General features: G+C 45.5%; 14 protein-coding genes. 10 read left to right on the forward strand and 4 right to left on the reverse strand.

Features of this window, described 5'->3' with window-relative positions; translation table 11 throughout:
- Nucleotides 1–6: 6 nt before the first annotated feature.
- Together SSED_RS04495 and metK are read right to left on the reverse strand one after the other, a co-directional pair.
- A complete protein-coding gene (locus SSED_RS04495) occupies nucleotides 7–1,035 on the reverse strand; it encodes a glucosaminidase domain-containing protein (protein WP_012141219.1) in 1,029 nt (342 codons plus the stop codon).
- 253 nt (nucleotides 1,036–1,288) lie between these two features.
- A complete protein-coding gene (metK, locus tag SSED_RS04500) occupies nucleotides 1,289–2,440 on the reverse strand; it encodes a methionine adenosyltransferase (RefSeq protein WP_012141220.1) in 1,152 nt (383 codons plus the stop codon).
- A gap of 473 nt (nucleotides 2,441–2,913) precedes the next feature.
- Between metK and tkt the strand changes: the two genes are divergently transcribed.
- From tkt to SSED_RS04535, 7 genes are all read left to right on the forward strand, one after another.
- The gene (tkt, locus tag SSED_RS04505; protein ID WP_012141221.1) at nucleotides 2,914–4,905 is read left to right on the forward strand and encodes a transketolase; all 1,992 of its coding nucleotides are present in this window, start codon (nucleotides 2,914–2,916) and stop codon (nucleotides 4,903–4,905) included.
- A gap of 260 nt (nucleotides 4,906–5,165) precedes the next feature.
- A complete protein-coding gene (epd, locus tag SSED_RS04510) occupies nucleotides 5,166–6,188 on the forward strand; it encodes an erythrose-4-phosphate dehydrogenase (RefSeq protein WP_012141222.1) in 1,023 nt (340 codons plus the stop codon).
- A gap of 277 nt (nucleotides 6,189–6,465) precedes the next feature.
- Entirely contained in the window at nucleotides 6,466–7,641 is a 1,176-nt protein-coding gene (locus tag SSED_RS04515; protein WP_012141223.1) for a phosphoglycerate kinase, read from the forward strand.
- A gap of 229 nt (nucleotides 7,642–7,870) precedes the next feature.
- The gene (gene fba / locus SSED_RS04520) at nucleotides 7,871–8,935 is read left to right on the forward strand and encodes a class II fructose-bisphosphate aldolase (protein WP_012141224.1); all 1,065 of its coding nucleotides are present in this window, start codon (nucleotides 7,871–7,873) and stop codon (nucleotides 8,933–8,935) included.
- Nucleotides 8,936–9,149: 214 nt separating this feature from the next.
- Nucleotides 9,150–9,890: a DUF481 domain-containing protein gene (locus tag SSED_RS04525; RefSeq protein WP_012141225.1), complete on the forward strand. Its 741-nt coding sequence runs from the start codon at nucleotides 9,150–9,152 to the stop codon at nucleotides 9,888–9,890.
- 294 nt (nucleotides 9,891–10,184) lie between these two features.
- Nucleotides 10,185–10,904, forward strand: a complete 720-nt coding sequence (locus SSED_RS04530; protein WP_190273189.1) for a helix-turn-helix domain-containing protein — start codon at nucleotides 10,185–10,187, stop codon at nucleotides 10,902–10,904.
- Nucleotides 10,897–11,430, forward strand: coding sequence for a hypothetical protein (locus tag SSED_RS04535; protein ID WP_012141227.1), 534 nt, complete (start codon nucleotides 10,897–10,899; stop codon nucleotides 11,428–11,430). Before SSED_RS04530 ends, SSED_RS04535 begins: the two co-directional genes overlap by 8 nt.
- 963 nt (nucleotides 11,431–12,393) lie before the next feature.
- Here SSED_RS04535 and SSED_RS04540 read toward each other — a convergent pair.
- Nucleotides 12,394–12,930, reverse strand: coding sequence for a hypothetical protein (locus tag SSED_RS04540; RefSeq protein ID WP_041421540.1), 537 nt, complete (start codon nucleotides 12,928–12,930; stop codon nucleotides 12,394–12,396).
- An 11-nt stretch (nucleotides 12,931–12,941) separates the two neighbouring features.
- A complete protein-coding gene (locus tag SSED_RS04545; RefSeq protein ID WP_012141229.1) occupies nucleotides 12,942–13,766 on the reverse strand; it encodes a cytochrome c3 family protein in 825 nt (274 codons plus the stop codon).
- 474 nt (nucleotides 13,767–14,240) lie between these two features.
- On the opposite strand from SSED_RS04545, the gene SSED_RS04550 reads away from it, so the two are divergent.
- The 3 genes from SSED_RS04550 to SSED_RS04560 all read left to right on the forward strand — a co-directional run bounded on the left by SSED_RS04550 (nucleotide 14,241) and on the right by SSED_RS04560 (nucleotide 17,056).
- The gene (locus SSED_RS04550; RefSeq protein ID WP_012141230.1) at nucleotides 14,241–14,975 is read left to right on the forward strand and encodes a winged helix-turn-helix domain-containing protein; all 735 of its coding nucleotides are present in this window, start codon (nucleotides 14,241–14,243) and stop codon (nucleotides 14,973–14,975) included.
- Nucleotides 14,968–15,489: a hypothetical protein gene (locus SSED_RS04555; RefSeq protein ID WP_012141231.1), complete on the forward strand. Its 522-nt coding sequence runs from the start codon at nucleotides 14,968–14,970 to the stop codon at nucleotides 15,487–15,489. The genes SSED_RS04550 and SSED_RS04555 overlap by 8 nt, the downstream gene beginning before the upstream one ends.
- A gap of 181 nt (nucleotides 15,490–15,670) precedes the next feature.
- Nucleotides 15,671–17,056 carry a hypothetical protein gene (locus SSED_RS04560; protein WP_012141232.1) on the forward strand — a complete coding sequence of 462 codons (1,386 nt, stop codon included), beginning with the start codon at nucleotides 15,671–15,673 and terminating at the stop codon, nucleotides 17,054–17,056.
- Nucleotides 17,057–17,092 lie beyond the last annotated feature (36 nt).

Raw genomic sequence — 17,092 nt, forward strand, 5'->3', positions numbered from 1 at the left:
ACTAAATTATTGGTTTTTACCAATCAGATGAAGAGGAGCGGCGCTACTGAGGTAAGCCTGGTCTACCTGATCCAGCTGGTTATAGCGGATCATCTCTCTGATCCCGTCGATATAGGCCTGGCCTCGCTCAGAATATTTGTCCAGGGTACCTGCGAGTAACACTCCTGTGATAGCTTGCTTGTTCTGCCTGAGTTCTGCGCGAAGATGGCGCAGTTTCTGGTAGGCATTATTAGTGTTGAGGTTAACCATATAACCTTCAACCGATGCCAGTGGGCTATCGAACCGTGCCAGTCCATAGTTCCCCAGCTCTTTACGTTGCTGTTTGGGCACCATCCCATTTCCACTGAAGTCCCATTGGCCAAAGAAGGCGTTCCCCTCTAAGGTAAATCTGGATGTTGCCCATCCACTCTCCTCTGCGGCTTGGGCCAGTACCAGAGAAGGCGGCATGATATCGACTCGCGCTAACAAAGCTTGACGCTGGCCCTCATTCAGGGGGGCTGCTTGCTTCGTGAGCACCTTGTATTTGATCGCGATTGCTTGCAGCTTTTTGTCGCTGAGTTGAGCCGTTTCGACTATCTGACGCTCTAATAGAATGTTTTCGTTGGCAACCAAAATAAGGGGGGCCATCAGACGAAAGAACACCATCTTCTTCTGTTGTACGGGGATCTCATTGGAGGTCTTATGCCAACTGTCGCTGACCCGCTCGAAGGTGAGGCGTGGGACTTCACGATTACCTTCAATCCAGCTTTGAGTGTTGTAATCGAGCGAGTCGAACAGGGCCATAAGATCGTCCAACGAACCTAGTCTGACATCTTTGGCCGCTTCGGTTGGACGGTTTTGCGCCAGCTGAATCAAAATATTTTCAGCCGAACTTAAGTTTATCGCCTTGCCTGAAGCCGTAGCGGCGACAGGAGCGACCTCACTCGAACTGACATCACCAGACTCAGGGGGCTCAGATAACCAGGACTCGCCCCAATAGAGTGAGGTGCCTATTAGCAGTAGCGCTATGATGAATTTACCGCTATTGAGATCCATGGCTTATCCTTTTCTGTTACTGAATCTTGTTGATATTTTGCTGTATCAATTCACTCTATCGAATAGGTGATATCAATACAAATACCAGTCTTGGCTTTCCTGTGTGGTATAGCGGGCGAAGTATAATGGCCCTCAGCTTAATAGGAACTTAATTGAGCTCATGCTACAACCCCGCTAACTTTCAGGCATAAAAAAACCGCCCAAAGGCGGCTTCTTAACTGTTAGCTCAACGCTGACTATAGCTTAATGCTGATTAGAGCTTAGCATCGGCTCTAAGGGCTTCGGCTTTATCGGTGCGTTCCCACGGGAACTCATTGCGACCGAAGTGACCGTATGCTGCCGTTGACTGGTAGATAGGACGAGCCAAATCTAACATCTCAGTCAGGCCATAAGGGCGCAGGTCGAAATGCTGACGAACGAGAGCGATTAGCGCCTCTTCAGAAACTTTGCCGGTACCGAATGTTTCGATACTGATAGAAGTCGGCTCAGCTACGCCGATAGCGTAAGAGACCTGTAGTTCACAACGATCGGCAAGGCCGGCAGCAACGATGTTCTTCGCTACATAACGGGCTGCGTACGCGGCACTACGGTCAACTTTAGAAGGATCTTTACCAGAGAATGCGCCGCCACCGTGACGAGCCATGCCGCCGTAGGTATCAACGATAATCTTACGACCCGTAAGACCACAATCACCCATAGGACCGCCGATAACGAAACGACCGGTAGGGTTGATAAAGTACTTAGTATCTTTGTTCAACCATTGCGCCGGAAGAACTGGCTTGATGATAGTTTCCATCACGCCTTCGATCAGATCGGCTTGGCTAACACTGTCACAATGTTGAGTCGACAGTACGATAGCGTCGATGCCAACAATCTTGTGGTCTTCGTAGGCAAACGTTACCTGGCTTTTTGCATCGGGGCGCAACCAAGGCAGTGTCTTAGCTTTACGAACTTCAGACTGACGTTTAACCAATGCGTGAGCATAGGTGATAGGGGCAGGCATTAGCAGCTCAGTCTCATTGTTGGCATAACCAAACATTAGACCCTGGTCACCGGCACCTTGTTCTTTAGGATCTGCGCGATCAACACCTTGGTTGATGTCAGGCGATTGCTTACCAATGGCATTTAATACAGCACAAGAATCGGCATCGAAGCCCATGTCTGAGTGAGTGTAGCCAATTTCGCGAACCGTCTTACGGGTGATCTCTTCGATATCAACCCAGGCTGAAGTAGTGACTTCACCACCAACCATGACCATGCCGGTCTTTACGTATGTTTCACACGCAACACGAGCCTTTGGATCTTGCTCTAGGATTGCGTCTAGTACCGCATCAGAAATCTGATCGGCGATTTTATCAGGATGACCTTCTGAGACCGACTCAGAGGTAAACAGGTGCTTTGCCATGGTGGTAAATCTCGTCGTTAAACAATATGAAGTGTGTAGAAGTATCTACATCTAGACGGCCATTTTAGTTGAAAACAGATCGGATGACACCCTTTTCGATAAATTTTGTGGAGTAAGGCTCAGTATTCCTGTCATAAGCTCAGGATAACTTGGGCATCTGTTTTTATTATCTCTTTGTTATTTAAGTGGTTGTTCATTTTTTGCTTGGCTGTCTATTAATCATAAACTTTGTTTGTGATTACCTATTCAATTTTTCGAGTAAAAGAGATCCGATGACTTTTCACTCAACGTCCTGAAAAAAAAGCTAACAGTTTGTTGTTACGGTATTAATTCACCTTAGTTTTACTGACTACGATTAAGAAAGTGTTGAATATTTTCGATATGAGCGAATTTTAATTGCGTCACACAGCCTAGTAGGGGAAAATATGCGTCCACAATTGCCCGCAACCCCCCAATAATAAGCAGGAGAGAGCATGTCATCTCGCAAAGAACTCGCAAACGCTATCCGCGCATTAACTATGGATGCCGTTCAGAAAGCCAAATCTGGTCACCCAGGTGCACCAATGGGGATGGCGGATATTGCTGAAGTGCTATGGAATGATTTCCTTAAGCACAACCCAAACAACCCTGAATGGGTTGATCGCGACCGTTTCATTCTATCAAACGGCCACGGCTCAATGCTTATCTACTCTTTGCTTCACCTTACGGGTTATGCATTGCCAATCGAAGAGCTGCAAAACTTCCGTCAACTTCACTCTAAAACGCCTGGTCACCCGGAATATGGTTACACACCGGGTGTTGAAACGACGACAGGTCCATTAGGCGCCGGTATCAGTAACGCTGTAGGTATGGCTATTGCTGAGAAGACATTGGCTGCTCAGTTTAACCGCCCGGGTCACGACATCGTCGATCACTTCACCTATTGCTTCCTTGGCGATGGCTGTTTGATGGAAGGTATCTCCCACGAAGCCTGTTCACTGGCCGGCACTTTAGGTCTGGGTAAGCTGGTCGCATTTTGGGATGACAACGGTATCTCTATCGACGGACACGTCGAAGGTTGGTTCACCGATGACACGCCTAAGCGTTTCGAATCATATGGCTGGCATGTGATTGCTAACGTCGATGGCCACGATAGTGATGCTATCCGCGCGGCGATCGAAGAAGCTAAATCTGTTACCGATAAGCCAACAATGATCTGCTGTAAGACAACAATTGGTTTTGGTTCACCAAACAAGTCTGGTAGCCACGATTGTCACGGCGCACCATTAGGCGATGCTGAAATCCAAGCGACTCGTGAGTTCCTTGGCTGGGAGCATGGCGCATTTGAAATCCCTGAAAATGTTTATACGGGTTGGGATGCAAAAGATATTGGCGCGACCAGAGAGTCTGCGTGGAATGAAAAGCTAGCCTCATATAAGGCTGAATTCCCTGAATTGGCCAGTGAATATGAACGTCGTGTTATTACCGGCGAGCTCCCTGCTGATTTCGAAACGAAGGCACAAGCTTTCATTCAAGAGTGTCAGGATAAAGCGGAAGGCATTGCCAGCCGCAAAGCATCACAAAATGCTATCGCAACATTCGGAGCTATCTTACCTGAAATGTTAGGCGGATCGGCTGACCTGGCAGGGTCTAACCTGACACTTTGGTCTGGTTCTAAAGGTATTCAAGATGACGCCGCGGGTAACTACATCTATTACGGTGTACGTGAATTCGGTATGAGCGGCATCATGAATGGTGTATCACTGCACGGTGGTTTCATCAACTTCGGTGCGACCTTCATGATGTTTATGGAATACGCTCGTAACGCGGTACGTATGTCTGCGCTGATGGGCATTCAAAACATCTTCGTCTATACCCATGATTCAATTGGTCAGGGGGAAGATGGTCCTACTCATCAGCCTGTAGAACAATTGGCTAACCTGCGTATGACTCCGAATATGACTGTGTGGCGTCCATGTGATGCTGCTGAAACGGCTGTATCATGGAAGAACGCTATTGAACGTCGCGAGGCGCCAACATCATTGATCTTCAGCCGTCAAGGCCTGAAGGCTCAACCACGTAGCGCTCAGCAGTTAGCGGATGTGGCGAAAGGTGGCTATGTCTTAGTCGATTGCGCCGGTACTCCGGATCTGATCCTTATCGCTACAGGCTCTGAAGTACAGTTAGCTATCGATTCAGCTGCAGTGCTTACAGAACAGGGTCAGAAGGTACGTGTAGTGTCTATGCCGTCAACTAACGAGTTTGATAAGCAAGATGCGGCATATAAAGAGTCAGTACTGCCAAGCACTGTGACTAAGCGTGTTGCTATCGAAGCGGCTCACGTCGATTTCTGGCATAAGTACGTTGGATTCGGTGGCGCTGTGGTTGGTATGACTACGTTCGGTGAGTCGGCTCCGGGTGGAGAGTTGATGAAGCACTTTGGCTTTACTGTCGAGAATGTAGTTGAAACGGCTAAAGGACTCTAAATTAAAGAGCTCAAATTAAAGGGCTTTGAAAAAGATTTTAAAAAGTCCTTTAATCAGTTTTAGCCAAAGCAAATCGTGATGCACTTTGATTATCAAGCTTGATAACTAAGTGCATCCCTTTGCTGATAAAGATACGAAAATATTGAGCACTTCAGACTTTCAGTTTCTTTAAGTCTCTATGCACATGTTATAACGGCTTACCTAGGAAGGTAGGCCGTTGTTGTATCAAAAAATGAGTATGAAAGGATAGAATTAGTTTAATGATCAGAGTCGCAATCAATGGATATGGCCGTATCGGTCGTTCAATTCTTCGTGCTCTTTACGAGTCGGGTAAACGCGATCAGATTCAGATCGTGGCCATCAATGAACTCGCAACACCAGAAGCCATGCTTCATCTTACTCAATACGATACGACCCACGGACGCTTTCAATCTCAGGCTGCTCTCGATGCTGACGGCCATAAAATGGTTATCGGTGATGATGCCATTACGCTTTTACATGAAAGTGATCCTAGTCAGCTCCCGTGGCGGGAGATGGATATCGATATTGTTTATGAAGCGACGGGAGCGTTTTCCGACAGAGCAAGCTGTGAAGCTCATGTCCATGCCGGTGCGAAACAAGTATTGATAAGTCACCCCTCCTCGAGCGATGTCGATGCGACGATTGTCTATGGGGTCAATCACCACCTTCTTAAAGCAGAGCATACAGTGGTCTCCAATGCCTCATGTACAACAAACTGTATTGTGCCTGTCATCGAAGTGTTAGATGAACACTTTAAAGTGAAAAGCGGAGCCATAACGACGATTCACTCCGCGATGAATGACCAGCAAGTGATCGATGCCTATCATGTCGATCTGCGAAGAACGCGCGCTGCAGGTCAGTCAATTATTCCGGTCGATACCAAGTTAGCCAGAGGAATCGAGCGCATATTGCCTCAGATGAAAGATAAATTTGAAGCTATTTCGGTGCGGGTACCCACGATCAATGTCACAGCTATCGATCTTTCTGTGACTCTGGAATCAAGAGTTGACATTGCTCACGTAAATCGGGTGCTTTCTACTTCCTCTACAGGCCTCTATAAGGGCGTTTTAGGCTATACTAATGAGCCATTAGTATCGTGTGATTTTAACCACGATCCAAGATCCAGCATAGTCGATGGTACTCAGACCCGAGTCAGTGATGGCCATTTAGTGAAGCTGCTCCTATGGTGCGACAACGAATGGGGCTTCGCTAACCGCATGTTAGATACCAGTTTAGAGATGATAAAGGCGATAAGAGCTTAAAAAAAGGTACTAGGAAAAGCAGATACGAGTGAAAGCATTATAGCTTTGGTATTATGCAGAACCTAGAACCTAGAACCTAGAACCTAGAACCTAGAACCTAGAACCTAGAACCTAGAACCTAGAACCTAGAACCTAGAACCTAGAACCTAGAACCTAGAACCTAGAACCTAGAACCTAAATTTTTAACCTGATGGCTTGGTGTTGTGTCCCGGCGTTCAGGAAACCAGTTTATTTTTAACCTTTAACTTTTAATTTTAAACATTTGAGGAAACATAAAATGGCTATTATCAATATGTCAGAGTTAGATCTCCAAGGTAAGCGAGTGCTTATTCGTGAAGATCTTAATGTACCAGTCAGCGACGGCGTGGTGACCAGTGATGCGCGTCTTCGTGCTGCACTGCCTACTATCAAGCTTGCACTCGAGAAGGGTGCCGCCGTTATGGTCATGTCTCACCTTGGTCGTCCGACTGAAGGTGAATTCAATGCAGAGTTTTCACTGCAACCTGTCGTTAATTACCTGACCAAAGCGCTAGAGTGCCCGGTGCGTCTGGCTAACGATTACCTCGATGGCGTCGAAGCCAATGTGGGCGAACTTGTTGTATTTGAAAACGTTCGCTTCAATGTCGGTGAGAAGAAAAACGACGAAGCTTTAGCTAAGAAACTAGCCGCACTATGTGATGTCTATGTGATGGATGCCTTCGGTACCGCTCATCGTGCACAGGCATCGACTCATGGCGTCGGTCTGCATGCCCCTGTGGCTTGTGCGGGTCCGCTACTTGCCGGTGAGCTTGAAGCACTGGGTAAGGCGATGGATAATCCTGCTCGTCCATTAGTTGCCATCGTTGGTGGCTCAAAAGTGTCGACTAAGCTTACCGTTCTCGAGAGCCTTTCCGGCATCGTAGATCAGCTTGTTGTTGGTGGCGGAATCGCGAATACCTTTATTGCAGCAGCGGGACACGAAGTGGGTAAATCACTTTACGAAGCCAATCTGATTGAAGAAGCTAAGCGTCTTGTGGCTAACGCTCAGAGCCGTGGTGGCGATATCCCGGTACCGACCGATGTGGTTGTAGCCGGTGAGTTTAGCCCAACAGCGAGTGCGACACTTAAAGACGTTAGTGAAGTCACCAGCGACGATATGATCTTCGATATCGGTCCTGATAGCGCAGAAGCATTATCTGAAATATTAAAGAATGCAGGAACCATCGTATGGAATGGTCCTGTCGGCGTATTCGAGTTCGATCAGTTTGGTGAAGGTACCAAGCGTATCGCTCAAGCGATTGCTGAGTCTGATGCATTCTCGATTGCCGGTGGTGGTGATACGTTAGCGGCTGTTGATAAGTACGATATTGCAGACAAAGTTTCATATATCTCAACGGGTGGCGGTGCATTCCTCGAGTTCCTCGAAGGAAAAGAGTTGCCAGCCGTTGCTATGCTTGAGTCTCGCGGCGAATAGCAAATACAGAGCAAGTAAACAGCTGAAAAAATAATAAAAATCAGCAAAATAGTTTAAACCAAAATAAAAAAAACCGTGCTTTTACTCGTGTTAATGAACCACTTTTATAGGTGGGGATAAGAGATTTCAGATCTTTTATTCATTCATTTTCATGGGTTAAAGCATATAAAAATCAATCCAAACGATAGTGACCTCGGTGATGCCAATCACCCTATTATTGGAGTAAAAAATGGCTTTAATTTCCCTACGTCAAATGCTAGATCATGCTGCAGAACATGGTTATGGCGTCCCCGCTTTTAACGTAAACAACCTTGAGCAGATGCGTGCCATCATGCAAGCTGCTGAGGCGACCGATAGCCCTGTTATCGTTCAGGCTTCGGCAGGTGCACGTAAGTATGCTCGTCCTCAGTTTCTTAAGTATCTGATGGCCGCTGCACTTGAGCAGTACCCTGATATCCCTGTGTGTATTCACCAGGACCATGGTACCGATCCTGATATTTGTCAGCGTTCGATTCAGTTAGGCATGTCATCGGTAATGATGGACGGTTCATTGATGGCAGACGGTAAGACTCCTGCTTCATATGAGTATAACGTCGACGTTACCCGCAAGACGGTAGCTTTTGCTCACGCTTGTGGTGTCTCAGTTGAAGGTGAAATCGGTTGTTTGGGTAGCCTTGAAACGGGTGAAGCCGGTGAAGAAGATGGGATCGGTGCTGCAGGTATTTTGAGCATGGACCAGATGCTAACCACACCTGAAGAGGCAGCGCGTTTCGTTGCCGATACTCATGTCGATGCATTGGCTATTGCCATTGGTACCAGTCATGGTGCGTATAAGTTTAGCCGTAAACCTACCGGCGATGTACTGCGTATCGACCGCATTAAAGAGATCCACGCGCGTATTCCTAACACTCACCTGGTGATGCATGGTTCTTCATCGGTACCTCAGGAGTGGCTCAAGGTCATCAATGAGTACGGTGGTGAGATGCCTGAAACTTACGGTGTTCCTCTAGAGGAGATCGTTGAAGGTATCAAGCATGGCGTTCGTAAGGTCAATATCGATACCGATCTGCGCTTGGCATCTACGGGAGCTGTGCGTAAATTCCTTGCAGAAAACCCAAGTGAATTTGATCCACGTAAATTCCTTAAGGCGTCTATGGAAGCGATGGCTGACATCTGTACTACGCGCTATGAAGCCTTTGGTTGTGCCGGCATGGGCTCTAAGATTAAGCCTAAGTCACTGCAGGCTATGTATAAAGCATACCAGTCAGGTGAACTTGATCCGCAGATTAAATAAGTCGTTCTAATCTAAAAGACAACTTATCTTAAATGCCCGCCTAGTGCGGGTATTTTTATTTCTGTCACTTTTAGTTTATTCCGCACTATCAATATGATAGGTGTCGTTCGTGAGTAAGTCATATTTGAACTGTATCAAGCATTTTCATTTCTGTTTTGTGAGTGTTAATATTGCGCCGATTTTAAGGGATATGATCTTTCGGAGTGGTATAAAAATGAAAAAATTGCTTATTGCATCTGCTATTTTAATGGCTGCACCTTTTGCTGCTCAAGCGGGTGCTAACTTTGTCGAAGGCGATAAAACATTCGGCGGAGATGCCGAGCTGGGTGCAACGCTGACTACCGGTAATACCGAAACCACATCGGTTAAAGGCCGTCTTGATATGAAGCATGAACTGGGTAACTGGGAAAACCAGTACCTGTTGGAAGCTTTATATAAAGAGGACACCGGTGAGGTGACGGGTAAGCGTTACTACGGCTTAATTCAGGCGGATTATAAGTTCGATGAAAAGAGCTATACGTTCGTTAACGGTAACCATGAGATAGACCCATTTACCGGTTTCGATTCAAAATCTACAGTCTCTGCCGGTTATGGTCATAAATTTATCGATACAGGCAAGACCCTTTTCAATGTTGAAGTCGGTCCGGGTTATCAGTATAAACGTCTGGACGATGAAAGCGCTGCGGCTGCCGGTTACGAAACTGAGGATAGCTGGGTTGCTCATGGTGTGGTTAACTTTGAGAAGCAGATAACAGAGTCTTCAAAGTTTAAGCAGATGTTTGTGGCTGACTATGGTGACAGTTTAGAGGGGCGTTCGGAAACTTCTATCACAGCTAACATTATCGGAGCACTGGCGATGAAGTTTGCCGTTATTGTCCGTTATAACAGTGAGCCGTTAGACGATAAGAAAAGCACAGATACCGAAACTAATATGACCTTGCTGTATGCATTTTAAGTCATACTAAGTGACATCTGATAAGCACCTTCGGGTGCTTTTTTATTGTAAAAATTAAGCTTGAATATGAGTTTTACCCCCCCTGTTTATTTACCTTTAGTTAACCGATGTAACCTTTCAGCTATAGCTATCTTGTTAATTTTAAAGTATTAACGTGTTCCTTGTCACGAATTTGCTCTTTGCTCATGCATAACTTATTGCGATCACAGATTGACGTGCTAGGAATGGTTACAATGTTTTGCCATATACTTGATTTGAGGCAGATAAATGCAAATTGGTTGCTGTTGGTTTGATATGAGTCGAAAGACTTTGTCCAATCTGATTAATGACACCAGTTGGAAAATGTCTGCAGTTGAATTCTCTGTGCTGGAGATGCTGGTTAAACATCGCGGTAAGGTGCTCTCTATTCAGGAATTACTGCAGGGGATGCCTGTCGAAAATCGTAAGGTAGAGATATTAACCGAATCTATAGAGCGGATCTGTTTTTACCTTGAGAAGCGATATGCCTCCTTGATCGAACGCGTCGATGATCAAGGTTATGTCTTACATAATAAGCCTTCGGTTAAATCAGGCGAGCTTTCCTCTACACCTTTTAGAAGCATCTCTAAGAAGCACTACAGCATATTGGTTGCTCAAATCTTATTATTGATAGTTCTGATCTACTCATTTTTTGAGCCTGCAGTGGATATCAAGCCCGAAAATAAACATGTGCTGACAACACAATCCGGTACCCTCTCCTATTTCCCATCCTTTAGTTCAGAGGAGCAGGAACTAGCCTATTTTTATCAGAATAATCATTTTATAGAGTCTATCGAAACCTGCTCTGTTACGACGTGGCGACAGATTTTTTTATCTGTCTCCTCTGATAACCCGGAAAATGGCGTTATCAGTATTGCGCTTAGAAATGATACTGGTGGAAAAGCCGAAATGAAGACTCTGAAGATAGTGCCAATAGATGGACAGTGGAATTTCATCAATCATGCCTGGTTAAAAAAAGTTGGGATCTGTGATTAATCGCTTTACCGGTAGCCTTAGAGATGAAGTTAAAATCTGGCCACTTATCATCACCTTCTTGATGATTGTCGGCTTCTGTATGGGACTTAACTACTACGTGATGAATGGCGAGAACCTCACCGCATCCTGCAGAGCGAATATCTACAATACCATCGAGGATAGACCCACGGACGTTGTTATCGATATCACCACTAAAGGAAAGCGGATGGAACTTCAGTACCGGTTTCTCGAAGAGGAGATCGAACAGAGCAGCATCATCATGAGAGGAACACTTCTCGATCTCGACCTTGAGACAATGACCTATCGATTGACACTAGATAGTGGCGAGTTGCTTTCACATATCTCTCCACCCCGCTTTCCGGAGCGGATGAGCAGGCTCATCGATTATAGTCGCAACGCGCTCTCTGGAGATACTCCCGACTCTATCCCACTCGATATCCATGTACTGGATATGAATGCAGTGCAAGGCAATGCGATCATTCAGTTTCACCCCGGTAATGGCATCTGGGCCTGTGAGCTAAATTAACTTACTCATTGCTATATTCTCTCTGCGCCGCTTCCCAGCCCCCCTTTATTTTTAATACTCCATCAGAAGCATACACCGCGATAAACATTGCCTGTAATGGCTTGGATGTTAGGCATGATACCAATCGGTATAAGAAAGTGATCTACTCAGAGTCTTTTTGGCAAACTAATTCAAGGCGAATGAATGAGGGAATGGTGATCCCTTCTAAAGTCATTCAACGTAGAAGTAGGCAGCCAAAAACACTCCTGAAAGGCGAGTTTTAGCGCACCTGATGCTGTGTTAACGAGCTTAAACGTAGAATAACTATGTTCCTCACTCGTTACCTTACCTCAGAAGCGCTAAATCGCTCGCTGAGCGATCACATCTTTATACGGATTGGTATTTGCTCCATATTCTAGAGCTTTCGAGAAGGTGTTAAGTCATTCTTTAATGCAGTCGAAAGCCATGATCTCCGTAGCCCCCAAGTTTATCGCATCTGGTTTGTGGGCATTGGGCCAAGTCTTCACTAAGCCGTTCAGCCAATGCTTTAATTCATATTGTGGTTGTAAAGAGAAGGATGTGAGTGATGAGCAATAGCTTATGCTCCATGTACTATGACTCGTGACCTATGACCTTAAGCATATGCCTGCCCAGAATTGTGAGAGACTGACGGCTTCAACTTATGTCTCAGTTAACTCACTTTTGTCTCTGTTAACTTATTTTAGGCTCAGTTAATGTATTTTGTATTAGTGAAGGGATTTATGAGCACAAAAAAAGGAGAGGGGATACCTCTCCAAAGTGGGGACGATAGCAATCTAATTAATATGTCGCCAATTTGATGATAAAAGGCGGCTAACGTTTAACGATGGGGAACTGCTTTACACTAAGTCATGGTGATGAACCCAGGCTCGCGATGGCGACAAACACCATGCTATGTAAAGCAGCTCCAATTCCCATCGGTGGAACACATTAAAACATTTACTCTTATACAGCTGGTGGTGGAAGAAGCTCCAACTCACTGCTGCTTAACGCTCCTTTTATTTCAATAGCAACTTTATACTTCTGTACCGCACCAGGAGTTGCACCGCTATCCCAATCTAGTCCCGGAGCCTCGAAGGTGTAGGTTCCTTTCGTTTCCGTCTCTGTCAGCAGGCCTTCGCACTCGTTGGCTTCACTGTCGCACTGATAAGACTTGCTCAGGTGCCAACGTTTCCATGCTTTAGGTTTAGTTGACTTATCATCATGGTCGGGAAAACCAAAGTAGACAATTCGATAGTCTTTAGCGTTAGTGATAGCCATTTCATCGGCATCGCTGAGGCTAAAGCTTAAGGCGCCGCTTACACCATCAAAAGTTGCTAGTTTCAACCCTATGGTAGCAGCCTCATTAACATCTATCGTTGTCGCTACCGGTGGCAATACCGGCTCTTCAGGCAATACAGTATCGTTATCGTTATCGTCACTGCTACAGCCTGTAGTCAGCAGCGCTCCGGTTAAGAGTACGCTTAATAATTTATATTTCATGACGCGCTCCTCTAGTTGAAGTGGCCAGTATGACAAGTTGTACATTCCATATCTGCTTTAACGCTGGCAGCTGAGCCCATCGTTGAATCTACGCCGTGACAACTCTGACAGGCTTGTGCTTCTTCTGAAGGCTTAGCCTCAGGAAGGACACTCAGGTCCTCACCGTCATAGGCGCGGTTCAATAGCTCTACAAGGTGGTAGGCGATAGAAGCCGACAGACGCTTACAGCGCTCACCCTTCTGGGCGAAGGTCTTGCCCGAAGCCTTAGACCAGTTACTGATAGATGAGTGACAAAGGATGCTGTTTGCTACAGAAGAGGTGACAACTTCATCTGTTGTCTTCTCGGCAGTAGAGCCGATACCGGCGACGAACTCAGGAGATGAGAGAGGTAGTTCGGTATTCTCGTAGTATCTGAATAATGAGCCGATAACCGCCCCATTTTGACCATTGATATCACCAAGGATATTCACCAGCATACCGGTTGCGTTGATGTTACCGCAGACGGTGCCCTGGCCAATAATACCTGCCCAACCATATCCGGCCAGTGCCGTTGGAATAGAATCGAACTTGGCTTTATCTTCACTATCTGAGTCGGCTAACATAGTAACAAGAGAGTGGAAAATTTGGTGCATACAGCCACCAGGTGTTTCATAGGCGATTTTAGCCGCTGTCATTGGGTCGAGTGGCACATACTTGAGCGTTTCTTTTAGCGCTAATTTGTAGTTTCCGGCTTCATCTGTCGCCGCGAAAGCCGAAGTACCCATAAGCGTCGCACCTGCGGCCGCTGTGCTGATACCGATGATTTTTGTTAATGCTTGTCGTCTGTTAATAGTCATAATCATTCCTTACTTAATAAGCGTTATTTTTGTATGGCTTACTTACTTAAAGTGGCTCTGCCTGGGTTGACTTCGCCGCCGTTTGACTTGAGTTAAGTTTGCGCCGTCAGATTTATAAATAGTGTGATCTTCGCCATATGAATATTGAGGTTGATTAGAAAAATCTTTTGAATCAAATGAGAGCAGGAATGATGTGATTTATAGATTGAAGGTGGCTGTTAACATCGGTTTTACAGTGGTGAAACAGGTGCAGATCACTATATTTGTTAAATTCATGTTAATTTGTCCATTGTGAATATAAACTCAGAGTCTTCTTCATCTATTCAACAGTGTGATTTTGTTCGCAAAATTGTCATCATCTTGCCGCTAAGTGTATATTTTTTAGCGAACTTTTATAGGAGATAGGGGGGATCACAGAAATTATTAGTTTTATTGAATATGATTTAATTGTTATCTGTTAAGGAATCTAGATATATGCAATTGGGCAGTTGTCAGTTTGATATTGAGCGAGCGCAACTAACGAATCTGGAAAATGGCGATGTTTGGCACTTACCCAGGGCCGAGTTACAAGTACTTAAGTTACTTATTGCCAATCGTAACAGGATTGTTGCGAAGCAGAAATTAGGTGCTGCCGATGAAGAGCACCCCCCTTTAAGTGATTCTTCCGTGACTCGCGCCGTATTTATGTTGCGCTCTTTCTTGGGGCCGGAACACGAGCAGTTGATTGAAACGGTAAAGAGTAAAGGTTATCGGCTACGGGGCGAAGCTAAACGTACCCAATGGGCACAGATGGTCAAACTCAAGCGTGGCTTGATCCTGGCCTTGATGATTGTCTGTATATTCGCATCCATAGGACTCGTTACCCAGTTTTCAAAGTGTGGTTCGACTACCGAACCATACAATGTTACTCCGATAACTCTCTTGTCCGGTCAACAGATAAACTTAATCAGTTACTCTAAATCGAAGACAAATACTGAGTCATTGATGAGTGTTATCACGCAATTTTCTGCCGGATTCAAAGGGTGTTATTCGGCGCCCTGGCAAGATATCTATCTATCTTTATCCCATGATGAGCAGGTGTTTAATATCACCATGAGAGGGGAGAAGTTGGGCCAGTCGGTGGTGAGAAACCTTAAGTTATCTGACTTTCGCCAACAGAAACAATTTATCTCTGAAGCTTGGTTAGATGAGGTGGCGCTTTGTGAATAGAAAATTACTCTGGGGAGTCAACTCAATCATCTTAGTCTTGCTGATAATCAGTATCTCTATCAGCTATCGTTATCTGAACCCGAGCGAGACCTTGATGTTAAATTGCAGCTCTGAGCTATTCGATAGACATAAGGGCGATAGCGATAAGGGACGTCATTATCTACTCGTCGATGTGATTGCTAAGGGGAAGCAGGCACAGTTTAATTACCGATACTTCAACTTAGATGGCAGCTTGGCGGGTAACATTCGCATGAAGGGGAATCTGTTAAAATACGATAGCGATGCCCACAGGTACTCTTTTTCTGTGAAGACTAAAGAGGAGTCCGAGGTCAATGATGATCAGCGCCAGCCTGAGCATATGCAATACCTCTCCTATGTCAGCTCCTTTAACCTGGATAATAAGGGGATGCACAATCTGAGTATTGAAACATTAGATCTCGATGAGCAGAAGGATTATGCCATCGTACTGTTTCAACCTAGTAATACGGTCTGTGGCTGTCGTCTGGTGCATTAGTCGCCTGAGGCACTCGTCATCAGACGCTGTCGAATCTTAATGTTTGATGAGCAGCTTCTAAGCTTCTCGATATTGCTGTGACTCTCAGGAGCCACAGCGTCAAATCTGAAAGAACAACCGGTCCTGATAGGCTATAATAAAAGTAACTATTTGATTTAATTTCTCAATATTCAGGAGTTCAGTGGCTAAAATTCGAGTCAAACAGGAAGAATCTCTCTCTATTAAGTTTATCCACCAGATGAAGGTGGGCGCTAACCGACGTCTGGATCTCTATTTTTTTCTCCCTAAAGAGATGGGTATTGGCCCACATAGCCTCAATGAGGAGGAGTATTACCACTCAGCCATTACCGGTCGTCGTTCATATTACTCCTCCGCCTTACACCTTCCCTTGGTGCAGAGTCGTTTCGCGAGTCAGAAGAAGCGTACGGTTGAAGAGTTTCGTCTCTATCTGAACCTGTTTGCTTACCAATTTGCGGTCGCCATCGAAACAGACAGCAAGGAGTTGGGGCAGATAGAGGATGCTGAGGAGTTTTATGGAGCACTTAATGCCCTTTATGAGCTGGTTATTCAACTGCTGAAGAAGTTCCGTCGTAATGAGCCCAGCGATCCTAAGTGGAAATCGTATTTTGAAAATGCAGATAACTACCTCTCCTGGTTCTGTGAACAGCGATTATTGAAGCTGTTATCGAGAGCGCCAAGAAGCAGCGAATTCAGCGAAATCGTCGAGAATGTCATCGGCTTGTGTCGCTCTGAACATGAGCATAGAAAGTCGAAACGATATAACTCACTCCACACAGTTGAAGATCCGAATCGTATCTCTAATAAGATGCTATTACTGAGGCGGTTAATTCAACAGGGCGTAGTATTAAAAGATGAATTTAAGGTATTAGGTGTTGGCCTGAAGAAGATGACCACAGGCTTTGCCACGGCTATGGTGATGTTGGTCGTTTCCGCCTTGATTATTAAGGCTCAGGGCGTGTTCAGTGGGCTTACGATAGCATTGGTGCTGACACTAGCGGTTATTTATGGATTTCGAGAAATATTTAAGGAAGATATCCGTAACGCTCTATGGCGAGTGATTCAGAAAGGGCGTCCTAAATGGAGTCGCATTCTCAGGGATACCACTAGTCAGGCTCCGATTGCGAAACAACTCGTCTGGATGGACTTTATGAAATCGGCGGAGTTGCCTGCTAAGGTTTCTGAGATTTTGAAGAGGCGTCATAGCCAGAATAAACTCGATGCTGAAGTGCTGCATTACGGCATACACACCAGGGTGACACAGAAAGATTTTTTAGCCGGATACACTACGATTCAGGAACAGGTGAACTTCAGCCTTGCGCCATTTGCACGTTATCTTGAGCGTGGTAAAGCCAAAATCTATAGAGAGCAAGATGGCAAAATCAGTAATGACTCTGTCGAGCGTAGATATCAGATAAACATGATCTTGGCTGTCAGAGATGATAAGGATGAGGTTCAATATGCTCGCTACAAGATCACCATGAATCGCTCGACCATAATAGATGTGAGCCAAAGTGATCTCCCCGATGGGATCCCGGAGATGGATTAAGTTGTCGAACGAGTTCCTAGTTTCTATTTCCTAGGA

It is taken from the genome of Shewanella sediminis HAW-EB3, from assembly GCF_000018025.1.
Taxonomy (GTDB): Bacteria; Pseudomonadota; Gammaproteobacteria; order Enterobacterales; family Shewanellaceae; genus Shewanella; species Shewanella sediminis.